The sequence below is a fragment of the Dokdonella ginsengisoli genome (genome assembly GCF_042652785.1).
GTDB lineage: Bacteria > Pseudomonadota > Gammaproteobacteria > Xanthomonadales > Rhodanobacteraceae > Dokdonella_A > Dokdonella_A ginsengisoli.
The window spans coordinates 231,634-244,422 of sequence record NZ_JBHSHD010000002.1; the positions used below are offsets into that span (position 1 = coordinate 231,634).

Sequence of the window (12,789 nt, forward strand, 5' to 3'; positions counted from 1 at the left end):
GGCTCTCCCCTCGTCGATGACCGTTCGATCAGGCCGGTGTGCGGAACAGGCCGCGCTGCGCGAACAGCGGCTGCTCGCTGTCGCGCATGTCGCCTTCGCGGTGGTAGCACTCGATGCGCTCGACCTCGCTGCGCGAGCCGAACACGAAGCCGATCTTCTGGTGCAGCGTCTCCGGCCGCACCTCGAGCACGCGCTTGTAGCCGGTGCTGGCGCAGCCGCCGGCCTGTTCGATCAGCAGGCCGATCGGGTTGCACTCGTAGGTCAGGCGCAGGCGTCCGGCGACGCCGGGGTTGCGGTTGTCGCGCGGGTACAGGAATACGCCGCCGCGCATCAGGATGCGGTGCGTCTCGGCCACCAGCGAGGCGATCCAGCGCATGTTGAAGTCCTTGTCGCGCGGGCCGCTGGAGCCCTTCAGGCATTCGTCGACGTAGCGCTGCACCGGGTACTCCCAGAAGCGGCTGTTGGAACTGTTGATGGCGAATTCGTGCGTCTCGCGCGGAATCTTCAGGTCGCGATGGGAGAGGATGAATTCGCCCAGCAGCGGATCGAGCGTGAACGCGTGCACGCCGGCGCCGGTGGTCAGCACCAGCATCGTCGACGGCCCGTAGATCGCGTAGCCGGCGGCGATCTGCTGCACGCCCGGCTGCAGGAAGTCCTGCGGCTGCGGATCGACGCCCGGCGACGGCGCGCGCAGGATCGAGAAGATCGAGCCGACCGAGACGTTGACGTCGATGTTCGACGAACCGTCGAGCGGGTCGAACAGCAGCAGGTACTTGCCGCGCTCGTACGCCGCCGGCAGGCGGTACGGCTGCTCCAGCTCCTCCGAGGCCATGCCGGCGACGTAGCCGCGGTTCTCGTTGAGGCGGATGAAGATGTCGTTGGCGATCAGGTCGAGCTTCTTCTGCCGTTCGCCGTGCACGTTGCTGGCCTCGGCGTTGCCGAGCAGGTCCGCCAGCGAGCCGTGCGCGACCGCGCGCGAGATCGCCTTGCAGGCCGTCGCGACCGAGGTCAGCACGCCGTTCAGGTCGCCGCGCGCCTCCGGATGCGTGCGCCGCGCCTCGATCAGGAATTCGGTGAACGTGGTCTTGTCGGTCAGCAGCATGCCGCGGCCCTCCTCGGTGGTGCGGATCCGGCCTGCGCCGCGTGCCAGCTGCGCAGGTGCGCCAGATCGACGAACGGCGCGCCGGGCTCTTCCGGCGGCAGCGGCGTCACCGCGTCACCCAGATGCGGCAACACGACCAGCGCCGCCGGCAGCGGCTCGGCCAGCGAATACCAGGTCGGCGTCGCCACCACGCCGAGGCCGGCGGCCTGCGCGGCGCGGATGCCGTTGGCGGAATCCTCGAAGGCGAGCGCCTCGTCCGCGCCGAATCCGAGCCGGCGCAGCGCTTGGAGATACGCGTCGGGCGCGGGCTTGAGCCGGGCGACGTCGCCGCCGCAGACCACGGCGGCGAACCGCTCGCGCCAGGCTGCGCCGAAATGCGGCGCGAGCAGCGCGTCGAGATTGGCCGCGCTCGTGGTGGTGGCGAGCGCGAGGCGCACGCCGGCCGCGCCGGCTTCGTCGAACAGGCGCGTGATGCCCGGGCGCAGCGGCAGCGGCTGCGCGCGCAGCAGTGCGTCGTAGCGGCGCGTCTTGTCCTCGTGCAGGCGGCGCAGCAGGAGTTCGAAATCGCCGCGTTCGGCGAGGCCGTCGCTGCTGGCCTGCGCGTACGCGCGCATGCGCTCGCGTCCGCCGGCCACGCGCAGCAGCTCGCGGTAGACGCGCCGGCTCCACCACCACGGCAGCTCGGCCGCGGCGAAGCTCGCGTTGAACGCGCGGCGGTGGGTTTCCTCGGTGTCGGCGAGGGTGCCGTCGACGTCGAAGATCAGCGCGCGCAGGATCGCGTTCATCGCCCGCCCTCCTGCGCGACCGCCGCCATCACGCGCGACTGCAGGATGTCCTCGGCCTCGATCGTCTGCAGCGCGGCCTTGTCGACCGCCGCGCCGCCCTCGAGCAGGCGATGCGCCTGGCGCAGGCGCGCGCGGTCGAGCGCATTGCGCACCGAGCGCGCATTGGCGAAATGCGGCTGCGTGCGGCGCAGGCGCACGTAGTCGGCGAACACCTCGCGCGCGCGCGGCGACAGTCGGTAGTTCCAGCCGCCCAGGATCAGCTCGCCGATCGCGGCGAGTTCGTCGTCGCGGTAGTCGGGGAAGTCGATGTGGTGCGCGATGCGCGAGCTCATGCCCGGATTGCTGCGGAAGAACGTGTCCATGCGGTCCTTGTAGCCGGCCAGGATCACGACGAGATCGTCGCGCTGGTTCTCCATGACCTGCAGCAGGATCTCGATCGATTCCTGCCCGTAGTCGCGCTCGTTCTCGGGCTTGTAGAGATAGTAGGCCTCGTCGACGAACAGCACGCCGCCCATCGCCTTCTTCAGCACTTCCTTGGTCTTCGGCGCGGTGTGGCCGATGTACTGGCCGACGAGATCGTCGCGCGTGACGGCGACCAGGTGTCCCTTGCGGCTGTAGCCCAGGCGGTGCAGCAGTTCGGCCATGCGCATCGCGACCGTGGTCTTGCCGGTGCCGGGGTTGCCGGTGAAGCTCATGTGCAGCGACGGCGTGCCGGCTTGCAGATCGAATTCGCGACGCACCTTGTCGACCACCAGCAGCGAGGCGATCTCGCGGATGCGCCGCTTGACCGGCGCGAGCCCGACCAGCTCGGCGTCGAGCGCGTCGAGCACGGCCTGCACGCCGGACTCGTTCCACAGGGCCTTCAGATCGATCGCCTGGTTCATCGGTCGATGCTCGGGTCGATGCTCGGGGATTGGCGCCGGGACGCGGGAATGACCTAGCGGTAGCGCTCGCCTTCGGGCCGGTCCGCCGCGTAGGTGCGGATCGTGTAGCGCAGCGAGCGGCCGTCGACCTCCTGCCGCTCGAGCATGAAGCCGGGCTCGTCCGGCGGCCGGTTGACGATGAAGCTCATGACCACGGTCTCGACGTTGCGCGTCGAATCGAAGGCGAGCAGGCGGATGTAGCGCCCGGGGAAGGTCTTGCGGCAGCCGTTCAGTTCCATCAGCACGCCGGCGGCGTCCTTCAGGTCGAACATCGGGTTGCCGTACATCTCCCAGTACGTGTTGCGCGGATGCGGATCGTCGGTGTACTCCACGCTCCAGGCGTAGCCGCGATCGAGCCCGTACTGCACCTGCGCCGCGATCTCGGCATCGGTCAGGTCGGGCAGGAAGCTGAACTGGCCCTGCGTGATGCGCTGGTTGGGATTGCTCATCATGGCGCGTTCTCCGGGTGCGAGTCGCCGTCACGCCACCTGCGGCGTCGGCACGTAGTCGGAACTGTCGGTCGGGGTGTAGTCGAAGGTGACTTCGCCCCAGGTGTCGAGCGCCTGCTGCAGCGGCGTGCACCAGCGCGCGGCGGCGCGCAGCAGCTCGGGCCCTTCGTTGCGGATGTCGCGACCCTCGTTGCGCGCCTTGACGATGGTCTCCAGCGCGACGCGGTTCGCCGTCGCGCCGGCCTGGATGCCCTGCGGATGGCCGATCGTGCCGCCGCCGAACTGCAGCACGACGTCGTCGCCGAACAGGTCGATCAGCTGGTGCATCTGGCCGGCGTGGATGCCGCCCGAGGCGACCGGCATGACCTTCTTCAGGTCGGCCCAGTCCTGGTCGAAGTACAGCCCGCGCGGCAGGTCCTGGCGCGTGTAGCTGTCGCGGCAGACGTTGTAGTAGCCCTGCACGGTGAGCGGATCGCCTTCGAGCTTGCCGACCGCGGTGCCGGTGTGCAGATGATCGACGCCGGCCAGGCGCAGCCATTTGGCGATCACGCGGAAGCTGACGCCGTGGTTCTTCTGCCGCGTGTAGGTGCCGTGGCCGGCGCGGTGCATGTGCAGGATCATGTCGTTGCGGCGCGCCCACGCCGCCATCGACTGGATCGCGGTGTAGCCGATCACCAGGTCGATCATGACGATGACCGAGCCGAGCGACTTGGCGAATTCGGCGCGCTCGTACATGTCCTCCATCGTCGCCGCGGTCACGTTGAGGTAGCTGCCCTTGACCTCGCCGGTGGCCGCGCTGGCCTTGTTCACCGCGTCCATCACGTAGAGAAAGCGGTCGCGCCAGTGCATGAACGGCTGCGAGTTGATGTTCTCGTCGTCCTTCATGAAGTCCAGGCCGCCCTTGAGCCCTTCGTAGACGACGCGGCCGTAGTTGCGCGCCGACAGGCCGAGCTTGGGCTTGGTCGTCGCGCCGAGCAGCGGGCGGCCGAACTTGTCCAGGCGCTCGCGCTCGACCACCAGCCCGGTCGGCGGTCCCTTGAACGTCTTCACGTAGGCGACCGGCACGCGGATGTCCTCCAGCCGCGCCGCCTTCAGCGGCTTGAACGAGAACACGTTGCCGATCAGGCTGGCGGTCATGTTCGCGATCGAGCCTTCCTCGAACAGGATCAGGTCGTAGGCGACCCAGGCGAAGTACTGGCCCGGATTGTTCGGCACCGGCTCGACGCGGTACGCCTTCGCGCGATAGCTGTCGCAGGCGGTCAGGCGGTCGGTCCAGACCACGGTCCAGGTCGCGGTCGAGGATTCCCCGGCGACGGCGGCGGCGGCCTCGACCGGATCGACGCCTTCCTGCGGCGTGATGCGGAACAGGCAGATGACGTCGGTTTCCTTCGGCTCGTAGTCGGGCAGCCAGTAGCCCATCTGCCGGTACTTGAGCACGCCGGCCGCGTAGCGCTTCTTCGCGTCGGTGATCTGGGTGGCGTCGCTGGTCGGCTTGTTCATGGCGCGTCCTTCGGGCTCGCGGGACGACGTGGCGTCGTGTGGGATCGACTGTAGGCGCGGCCGCCTATCAGGACTATTCAATTCTGCTAGGCTGCTGCATCAATTTTCCTGATACCCGGGAGGACGCCATGAAGCGCGTCACGCTGCGCCAGCTGCGCGTGTTCGAGCAGGTGGCGCGACTGCGCAGCGTCTCGGCCGCGGCCGGCGTCTGCCACCTCACGCAGCCGGCCGTGTCGATGCAGCTGAAGGCGCTGGAAGAGGATTGCGGCCTGCCGCTGACCGAACTGGTCGGCCGCCAGCTGCGCCTGACCGAGGCCGGCGCGGCGGTCGCCGCCTGCGCGCGCCGCGTGCAGCACGAGCTGGACGAACTGGAGCAGCAGATCGCCGCGATGCGTGGACGCGAGCACGGCAAGCTCAACGTCGGCATCGTCAGCACGGCCAAGTACTTCGCCTCGCACCTGCTGGCGACCTTCACGCGGCAGCATCCCGGCGCGGTGCTGTCGCTGCAGATCGAGAACCGTGCGCGCATCCTGCAGCTGCTCGGCGACAACGAGATCGATCTCGCCATCATGGGCGTACCGCCCGAATCGCTGGACGCGGTCGCGCTGGCCTTCGCCGACCATCCGCACGGCCTGGTGCTGCCGCCCGAACATCCCGCCGCGCGCCGCCGGCGCCTGCGCCTGCAGGACCTGGCCGAGGACACCTTCCTCGTGCGCGAGCCGGGCTCGGGCACGCGCAACGTGATGGAACGCTACTTCGCGAGCGAGAAGTTCTCGCCGGGCAAGGTCATCCAGATGACCGGCAACGAGGCGATCAAGCAGGCGGTGATGGCCGGGCTCGGCATCGGCTTCCTGTCGCTGAACACGCTCGCACTGGAACGTACGCTGGGTCTGGTCCGCGTTCCCCGCGTCGCCGGGCTGCCGGTCGTGCGGCGCTGGCATGTGGTGCATCGCCGCGGCAAGCAGCTGCTGCCGATCGCGCAGGCGTTCCGCGATTTCGTATGCGCCTCCGGCGCCAGCTACGCCGACGCCAGCGCCTCGGCCGAGATCGCGGCGCCGGAGGCGCCGCGTCCGCGACGCGACGGCCGCCGCCGCAGAACTTGAGACGGGCGGCGTTTACAATGGACGGGTTTCCGCCGCGATCCCTTCCGGTCGCGACGACCGGAAGGCCGCCCCGGCTGCGCTTTCGAAATCCTTCCCGCGGTCTTCGCCGATCGCGAAAAATCAGAGCGGCCGTCGCCGGCCGCAGCACCAGATATCCGCCATGAACGCGATTGCGTCCCGCAAGCACGAATACGAAGCCGGCAAGCTGGCCAAGCGCCTGCGCCACCAGGTCGGCCAGGCGATCGCCGACTTCAACATGATCGAGGACGGCGATCGCGTCATGGTCTGCCTGTCCGGCGGCAAGGATTCCTACACGCTGCTCGACATCCTGCTGAAACTGCAGGCGAAGGCGCCGGTGCGCTTCGAGCTGACCGCGGTGCATCTCGACCAGAAGCAGCCGGGCTACGACGCGGACGTTCTGCCGAACTACCTGCGCGGCGTCGGCGTGCCGTTCGAGATCCTCGAGCAGGACACCTACAGCGTCGTCAAGCGCGTGATCCCGGAAGGCAAGACCATGTGCAGCCTGTGCTCGCGCCTGCGCCGCGGCTCGCTGTACACCTACGCGGCCGAGCACGGCTACACCAAGATCGCGCTCGGCCACCACCGCGACGACATCGTCGAGACGCTGTTCCTCAACCTGTTCCACCAGGGCTCGCTGAAGGCGATGCCGCCGAAGCTGCGCTCCGACGACGGCCGCAACGTGCTGATCCGCCCGCTCGCCTACTGCGCCGAGGACGACATCGCCGAGTACGCCGCGCAGCAGGGCTTCCCGATCATGCCGTGCAACCTGTGCGGCTCGCAGGAAAACCTGCAGCGCAAGGCGATCAAGGCGATGCTGACCGAATGGGACCGAAAGCACCCCGGCCGCGTCGACAGCATCTTCCGCGCGATCGGCAACGTCGCGCCGTCGCAGCTGGCCGATCGCACGCTGTTCGATTTCACCGGGCTCGGAGCTGCCGTCGGCCGCATGCGCGCCGACGCGCATGCGTGGCTGGCCGGTGAGGCGCGCGAGACGGCCGAGCCTTCCTAGCGCGCGCCGGCCGATCTACAGCCGGCGTACGGTTCCACGCTCGGCAACGGCTTCCGACCGACACCGGAGCGATCCCGTGTCGTTCCTGCTCCACCCGATCTTCAATCCCGAATCCCCAATCCCGGCCATTCCATGTTCTTTCGCAATCTCAGCCTGTTCCGCTTCCCCGAAAGCACCAGCAAGTCCCTCGACAAGCTCGACCAGGGCCTCGACTCGCAGCGCCTGCGCGAGTGCGGGCCGATGGAGCTGGAAACACGCGGCTTCGTGTCGCCGTTCGGCCGCGACAGCGAGGAGCTCATGCACCAGATTGGTGCGTTCAGCCTGCTCTCGATCGGCGCCGAGCAGCGCCTGCTGCCGAGCGTCGTCGTCAACGAGGCGCTCGCCGAGAAAGTCGCCAAGGTGGCCGAAAAGGAAGGCCGCAGGGTCGGCGGAAAAGAGCGCAAGCGATTGAAGGAAGAGGTGATTTCCGAACTTCTTCCGCGTGCCTTCATACGCCCGTCACGACTGTCTGCTTATCTCGACGCGGAGGGTGGCTGGTTCGTCGTCGACAGCGCCAGCCGCAAGGCGGCGGAGGACGCGGTCAGTCAGGTTCGTGAAGCCCTGGGACGCTTTCCGGCCACGCCGATGGCCCCCGAGGAGTCGCCGCGGGCCTTGATGACGGACTGGCTGATTAGTGGCAAGCTGCCCGCAGGACTGGTCCTGGGCGACGAGTGCGAACTGCGCGATCCGGCCGAGGCCGGCGCCGTGGTCCGCTGCCGGCGCCAGGACCTTGAATCGGACGAGGTTCGGGAGCATCTGAAGTCGGGCAAGCAGGTTTTCCAGCTCGGCCTCGAATTCGACGAGAGGATCAGTTTCGTGCTCGGCGAGGATCTCGCCGTGCGCAAGCTGCGCTTCCTCGACGTCGTGCTCGACCAACTCGACCGCGACAACATCGAATCGGCGCGAGCCGAACTGGACGCGAGCTTTGCATTGATGACGCTCGAACTGAAGACCCTGTTCGAGCGCCTTGAAGAATGGTTCGGATTGCCCCGCCCGGGAGATCGCGACTAGCGGCGCCGGCGGGATCGCAGGAGTAGAAGACGGTGGATGTCGCGAACGACTATCTGGAATTGGCCACTCCTGCGGGCGAGACGATCAAGGTTCTGCGCAAGAGCCATCCGCAGGCGCGCCGTCTGCGCCTGACGGTGACCTCTGGCGGCGCACGCGTCACCTACCCCGAAGGCACACATCCGGCCCAGGTGTTCGCGTTCCTGCGCAAGCACGGCGAATGGCTGGAGCGCAAACTCGACGAGCTGAGCCTGGGTTCGGCCCCGCCGCCGCTCAAGCCCGGCGCGGCCACGGTGATCCCGCTGCGCGGCGAGACCACGCGCCTGTCCTGGCGCGACGGCGCCTATCCGGCCATCGAGCAGCAGGAAGACCGCCTGGTGCTGACCCTGCCGCGTCCGCACGGCAAGTCCACGTTGTCCGCGGCGCGCGCGCTGATGCGCTCGTTCCTCGAAGCGCAGATCCGTCGCGACGTCAGCCGCTATCTCGCGCGCTACTGCCCGGAACTCGGCCGCGCGCCGACGGCAGTCAAGCTGCGCCCGCTCAAGAGCCTGTGGGGCAGCCTCGACACGCGCGACCGCGTCACGCTCGACCTCGCCCTCGCGCTGGCGCCGCCGGCCGCGTTGCGCTACGTGGTCGTGCACGAGCTCTGCCACCTGCGCATCCGCAGCCATTCGCCGCGCTTCTGGGCGCTGGTGGAGAAGCTGTATCCGGAATGGCGCGAACAGCGCGACTGGCTGCGCCTGAACGGCCAGGCCCTGAAGGCCGAACTGAACCGCCTGATCCGCGCCGAAGCGGAGTGATCCGCGCGCGCGGCCTGCGCGCAGCACGCCACGCTTGCGCGTTTCACGTGCGATCCGGTGATATCCACTCCTGATCCCTTCCTTCAGGAGTGTCCATGTTCCGCACCGCCGTCCGATCGCTGCTCCTGCTGTCCCTCGCCGGCACCGCGGCGACCGTCCACGCCGCGGAGGAATGCGGCTTCCTGCCGACCTCCGAGGTCGACGCGGCCTTTCCCGAATTCGCGCCGTGGCACACGATGGTCGGCGGCGCCGTCGGCCACTGCACTTTCCTCTCCGACGAGAGCGCGCCGCCGAATTCGGTCAGCTTCATGCAGCAGTTCAAGCCGTCCGCGGCCGACGCCGGCCGCATCTACGACGGCATGCGGCAGGGTCTGGCCGGCGAGTACGTGATGAAGGACGTGGCGGGCCTGGGCGAGCGCGCCTTCCGCTACGAACCGAAGGACGACGAGGCCGAAGGCCCGCGCATGACCTCGATCGTTGCGCAGAAGGGCAAGCTGGTCGTGACGATCTCCGTGGTGCTGCAGCGCGCGGTGACGGATACCGACGTCCGCGCCGCGGCGAAGCTCGGCCAGAGCGCGCTGCGCGGCGCCGACGATCCGGCGGTCGCGCGCAAGGCGTCCTCGTGCCCGTGGCTCGACGAAGCCGGATTGAAGAAGCTGTTCGGCGGCAAGCCGCACGAGGTGCAGGTCTACGGCGAGAATAGCTGCATGGCGGCGGACCAGCAGTCGCGCGCGCTGCTGGTTTCCGCCATGAAGACGGCGGACGGCTTCTCGCTCGACGCCATGCGCACGCCCGACTGCCAGTACCGCGACCTGCCCGAGCTCGGCGAGGGCGCCAAGCTGTCGTTCGCCTGCAAGAGCGGCAATCCGCGCGCCGGTGTCGGCTTCGTCGCGAACGGCCTCGCCATCGAGCTGACCTGGACCGCCGCCGGCACCGAGCCGGGCGACGCGGAGAAGGCCGCGCTGGTCGAACTGGCGAAGGCCGCACGCGCGGCCGAAATCGCGCGCTGAACGTTCAGCCGCGGAACGCGCGGATCGCCGACGCCATCGCGCCGGCGTCTTCCAGGTGCAGGTGGTGGTTGCCGGGCAGCCGCACGACGCGGATGCCGGCGACCTGCGCCGCGCGCGCCTCCATCATCGCGGCCGGCAGATAGCTCGTTTCCGGTTCCGCCAGCACGAGCAGGGTGCGCGCGCGGATGCCCGCCAGCATCGACTGCACCTGCGCTTCGGTGAAGCGCACCGGGCTCGCCAGCGTCAGGCGCGGATCGCTGGACCAGACCAGACCGCCGTCGGCCGGCGTGACGCCGCGTTCGACGATCGCGCGCGCCGCCGTTTCGCTGAGCCCGTTCGCGGCGACACGCGCCGCGACCGCCGCCGGCAGGTCGGGAAAGACGCGCAGCGGCCGGCGCGTCGCGTAGGCGGCGCGCTGGTCGAGCGCGCGGCGCAGCTGCGCCAGCGCGTCCTCGGCCGCGTTCGTCAGCGGACCGAGCGCTTCGATCAGCAGCAGTTCGTCGACGCGCTCGGGATACAGCGCCGCGAACAGGCTGGCCAGCGTGCCGCCGAGCGAATGCCCGAGCAGGCCCGCGCGCGCCCAGCCGAAATGATCGAACACCCCGCGCAGTTCGTCGAAGCGGTCGACGTAGTGGTACCAGCCGTCCGGCGGCAAGTGCGACGAGCGGCCGTGGCCGCGCAGGTCGAGCGCGACGACGTAGCGCTCGCCGGCGAGCAGCGGCGCCAGGCGATCGAAGCTGCCGGCGTTGTCGAGCCAGCCGTGCAGGGCGAGCAGCGGCGGCAGCGCCGGATCGCCCCAGGCCTTCGCCGCCAGCGCGCCCTGCGCCAGCGGGATGCTCAGTTCCTCAGCGCGGCTCACCGCGGACGTGCTCGTAGCGCGCGCGCGAGGCGATCTGCTGCGCCGAGGCGCGGCCGGCATCCCAGGCCGGATCGAATTCGGCCCAGCCCTGCCCCTGGCGCAGGATCAGCTCGGCCAGCGCGGCGACGTGGTCGTCGCCGGAATTGAGCGCCGGGATGTAGTCGAAGCGTTCGCCGCCGGCGCGCAGGAAGCGCGCGTGATTCGTCAGCGCGATTTCCTCCAGCGTTTCCAGGCAGTCGATCGAGAATCCCGGACAGAGCACCTGCACGTGCCTGACGCCTTCGCCGGGCAGCGACTGCAGCACCGCCTCGGTGTACGGCTTGAGCCAGGACTGGCGGCCGACACGCGACTGGAAGCTGACGATCAGCTCGTCCTCGCTCAGGTCCAGCCGTTCGCGCAGGCGCCGGGCGGTCGCCTGGCACTGGCAGAAATACGGATCGCCCTTGCGGAAGTATTTTTCCGGAATGCCGTGGTAGGACAGCAGCAGGCGCTGCGCGCGACCGTGGCGCTGCCAGTACGCCTCGACGCTGCGCGCCAGCGCCTCGATGTAGCGCACCTCGGTGGGATAGTCGGCGACGAAGCGCAGCTCCGGCACCCAGCGCCAGCGCGACAGCTCGGCACCGACCGCGTCGAACACCGACGCCGTGGTGGTGCCGGAATACTGCGGGAACAGCGGCAGCACGAGCAGGCGGCGCACGCCGGAGGCAGCCATTTCGCGCAGCACCTTGCCGATCGCCGGCTCGCCGTAGCGCATCGCGTAGCGCACCTGGATCGGACCCGGCCGCTGCACCTTCAGCGCTTCCTGCACGCGAGTGCTCAAGGTCGCCATGCCGGTCTGCAGCGGCGAGCCTTCCGGCGTCCAGATCTTCGCGTACAGCGCGGCCGAGCGCGCCGGCCGCACGCGCAGGATCACGCCGTGCAGGATCGGCTTCCACAGCTTGCCCGGCAGCTCGACGATGCGCGGATCGGACAGGAACTGCGCCAGGTAGCGCCGCACCGAGCGCTTGTCCGGCCCGCCCGGCGTACCGAGATTGACCAGCAGCACGCCGGCGGACGGCTCGCTGCCGTGGCGATGGGGGGCTTGTCCGAAGTAGCGGGGCATGGCGGGAACCGGGGCAACCCGCGTCCGCGGGTGCGCGCCTAAGATATTGACGAGCTTGGGATTGCTGCTAGACTCGGGAACGCTACCGCGGACCACCGCGGAGCGACGACTACCATAACGATAACACGCCGCCATGCGCCCACTGACCTGCTTGATCGCGGCAGGGATGCTTGCCGTTTCCGCACCCCGTGTCTGGGCGGCGGCGAACGTCGCCTACGGAGAGGCGTTCGATACGCTTTACAGCGTCCAGCTCGACAGCCGCCAGGCGACCGAGCTGGGCCGGTCGGGCCTGTTCCGCGGCCAGATCATCGGCAACATCAGCGGATTGACGACCACCGCCGACGGCTCGCTCTATGCCGCTGCGGGCGGCTTCAAGCTGCTGGTGAAGATCGACCCCCAGGACGGCCGCGCCAGCGTGATCGGCAGCTTCGGCCTCGACGGCCAGGGCGATCCCAGCCGCAACGACGCCCTCGACCTGAACATGATCGCCGGCTGCGACGACACGCTGTGGCTGTCGTCGGCGGTGGCCAACAAGCTGTGGAAGGTCGATCCGGCGAGCGGCGCGACGACCCTGGTCGGCTCGACTGGCCACACGATCACCGGCCTGGCTGCGCGCGGCGACCGGCTCTACGGCGCCGGCGGCAAGGGCGACAACAACTTCTACGGCATCGATCCGCAGACGGGCGCTGCAACCCTGATCGGGCCGTTCGGCCCGGCCGTGACGACCTGGGTCAACTCGATCTCGATGAGCTTCGACGACGCCGGCACGCTGTGGGCGGTCATCAACTACGTGCCGCCGCTGGACAATTCCCAGCCCGTCGCGGACTGGAGCGATCTGGCCACGATCGACCCGGCCACCGGCACGGTGACCGTGCTCGGTCCGGTCACCGGCCCGGAATCGCTGCGCCAGGTCGGCATGAAGGGCTTCACGGTCGGTCCCACGCAGTGCACGCGCGGCACCACCGGCACGCACGCGGCACCGGTCGGTTCGCCGTGGGCGCTGGCCCTGCTCGGGCTGCTGCTGGCGGCGGCCGGAGCCGGCGGTGCGGCGCGCGCGCTGCGCCGCTGACCATTGATTC

General features: G+C 69.3%; 13 protein-coding genes. 6 read left to right on the plus strand and 7 right to left on the minus strand.

Annotated elements, in window-relative coordinates:
- Positions 1 to 28 precede the first annotated feature (28 nt).
- The 5 genes from ACFO6Q_RS01345 to ACFO6Q_RS01365 are packed head-to-tail and all read right to left on the minus strand — an operon-like array spanning position 29 to position 4,759.
- Entirely contained in the window at positions 29 to 1,102 is a 1,074-nt protein-coding gene (locus ACFO6Q_RS01345) for a class 1 fructose-bisphosphatase (RefSeq protein WP_380018682.1), read from the minus strand.
- Positions 1,093 to 1,887 carry an HAD-IA family hydrolase gene (locus ACFO6Q_RS01350; protein ID WP_380018683.1) on the minus strand — a complete coding sequence of 265 codons (795 nt, stop codon included), beginning with the start codon at positions 1,885 to 1,887 and terminating at the stop codon, positions 1,093 to 1,095. Before ACFO6Q_RS01350 ends, ACFO6Q_RS01345 begins: the two co-directional genes overlap by 10 nt.
- The gene (gene cbbX / locus ACFO6Q_RS01355; protein ID WP_380018684.1) at positions 1,884 to 2,771 is read right to left on the minus strand and encodes a CbbX protein; all 888 of its coding nucleotides are present in this window, start codon (positions 2,769 to 2,771) and stop codon (positions 1,884 to 1,886) included. Before cbbX ends, ACFO6Q_RS01350 begins: the two co-directional genes overlap by 4 nt.
- Positions 2,772 to 2,824: 53 nt before the next feature.
- Positions 2,825 to 3,259 carry a ribulose bisphosphate carboxylase small subunit gene (locus ACFO6Q_RS01360; RefSeq protein ID WP_380018685.1) on the minus strand — a complete coding sequence of 145 codons (435 nt, stop codon included), beginning with the start codon at positions 3,257 to 3,259 and terminating at the stop codon, positions 2,825 to 2,827.
- 30 nt (positions 3,260 to 3,289) lie between these two features.
- Positions 3,290 to 4,759, minus strand: coding sequence for a form I ribulose bisphosphate carboxylase large subunit (locus ACFO6Q_RS01365; protein ID WP_380018686.1), 1,470 nt, complete (start codon positions 4,757 to 4,759; stop codon positions 3,290 to 3,292).
- 128 nt (positions 4,760 to 4,887) lie between these two features.
- Between ACFO6Q_RS01365 and ACFO6Q_RS01370 the strand changes: the two genes are divergently transcribed.
- From ACFO6Q_RS01370 to ACFO6Q_RS01390, 5 genes are all read left to right on the plus strand, one after another.
- On the plus strand, positions 4,888 to 5,862 hold the full coding sequence (locus ACFO6Q_RS01370; RefSeq protein ID WP_380018687.1) for a LysR family transcriptional regulator: 975 nt from the start codon (positions 4,888 to 4,890) through the stop codon (positions 5,860 to 5,862).
- A gap of 160 nt (positions 5,863 to 6,022) precedes the next feature.
- The gene (gene ttcA / locus ACFO6Q_RS01375; RefSeq protein ID WP_380018688.1) at positions 6,023 to 6,892 is read left to right on the plus strand and encodes a tRNA 2-thiocytidine(32) synthetase TtcA; all 870 of its coding nucleotides are present in this window, start codon (positions 6,023 to 6,025) and stop codon (positions 6,890 to 6,892) included.
- 132 nt (positions 6,893 to 7,024) lie between these two features.
- Positions 7,025 to 7,942: a recombination-associated protein RdgC gene (locus tag ACFO6Q_RS01380; protein ID WP_380018689.1), complete on the plus strand. Its 918-nt coding sequence runs from the start codon at positions 7,025 to 7,027 to the stop codon at positions 7,940 to 7,942.
- Between the two features lie 32 nt (positions 7,943 to 7,974).
- Entirely contained in the window at positions 7,975 to 8,739 is a 765-nt protein-coding gene (locus ACFO6Q_RS01385; protein WP_380018690.1) for a M48 family metallopeptidase, read from the plus strand.
- Between the two features lie 95 nt (positions 8,740 to 8,834).
- Positions 8,835 to 9,749, plus strand: a complete 915-nt coding sequence (locus ACFO6Q_RS01390) for a hypothetical protein (RefSeq protein ID WP_380018691.1) — start codon at positions 8,835 to 8,837, stop codon at positions 9,747 to 9,749.
- 4 nt (positions 9,750 to 9,753) lie between these two features.
- Here ACFO6Q_RS01390 and ACFO6Q_RS01395 read toward each other — a convergent pair whose 3' ends face one another.
- A complete protein-coding gene (locus tag ACFO6Q_RS01395) occupies positions 9,754 to 10,608 on the minus strand; it encodes an alpha/beta fold hydrolase (RefSeq protein ID WP_380018692.1) in 855 nt (284 codons plus the stop codon).
- Positions 10,595 to 11,710, minus strand: a complete 1,116-nt coding sequence (hemH, locus tag ACFO6Q_RS01400; RefSeq protein ID WP_380018693.1) for a ferrochelatase — start codon at positions 11,708 to 11,710, stop codon at positions 10,595 to 10,597. The genes ACFO6Q_RS01395 and hemH overlap by 14 nt, the downstream gene beginning before the upstream one ends.
- A 166-nt stretch (positions 11,711 to 11,876) precedes the next feature.
- Between hemH and ACFO6Q_RS01405 the strand changes: the two genes are divergently transcribed.
- Positions 11,877 to 12,779 carry an NHL repeat-containing protein gene (locus ACFO6Q_RS01405; protein WP_380018694.1) on the plus strand — a complete coding sequence of 301 codons (903 nt, stop codon included), beginning with the start codon at positions 11,877 to 11,879 and terminating at the stop codon, positions 12,777 to 12,779.
- Positions 12,780 to 12,789: the final 10 nt, after the last annotated feature.

Bases quoted from the DNA above. Each gene is read 5' to 3' on its own strand.
- ACFO6Q_RS01345 (WP_380018682.1), bottom strand. From the start codon at position 1,102: ATGCTGCTGACCGACAAGACCACGTTCACCGAATTCCTGATCGAGGCG.
- ACFO6Q_RS01350 (WP_380018683.1), bottom strand. From the start codon at position 1,887: ATGAACGCGATCCTGCGCGCGCTGATCTTCGACGTCGACGGCACCCTC.
- cbbX (WP_380018684.1), bottom strand. From the start codon at position 2,771: ATGAACCAGGCGATCGATCTGAAGGCCCTGTGGAACGAGTCCGGCGTG.
- ACFO6Q_RS01360 (WP_380018685.1), bottom strand. From the start codon at position 3,259: ATGAGCAATCCCAACCAGCGCATCACGCAGGGCCAGTTCAGCTTCCTG.
- ACFO6Q_RS01365 (WP_380018686.1), bottom strand. From the start codon at position 4,759: ATGAACAAGCCGACCAGCGACGCCACCCAGATCACCGACGCGAAGAAG.
- ACFO6Q_RS01370 (WP_380018687.1), top strand. From the start codon at position 4,888: ATGAAGCGCGTCACGCTGCGCCAGCTGCGCGTGTTCGAGCAGGTGGCG.
- ttcA (WP_380018688.1), top strand. From the start codon at position 6,023: ATGAACGCGATTGCGTCCCGCAAGCACGAATACGAAGCCGGCAAGCTG.
- ACFO6Q_RS01380 (WP_380018689.1), top strand. From the start codon at position 7,025: ATGTTCTTTCGCAATCTCAGCCTGTTCCGCTTCCCCGAAAGCACCAGC.
- ACFO6Q_RS01390 (WP_380018691.1), top strand. From the start codon at position 8,835: ATGTTCCGCACCGCCGTCCGATCGCTGCTCCTGCTGTCCCTCGCCGGC.
- hemH (WP_380018693.1), bottom strand. From the start codon at position 11,710: ATGCCCCGCTACTTCGGACAAGCCCCCCATCGCCACGGCAGCGAGCCG.
- ACFO6Q_RS01405 (WP_380018694.1), top strand. From the start codon at position 11,877: ATGCTTGCCGTTTCCGCACCCCGTGTCTGGGCGGCGGCGAACGTCGCC.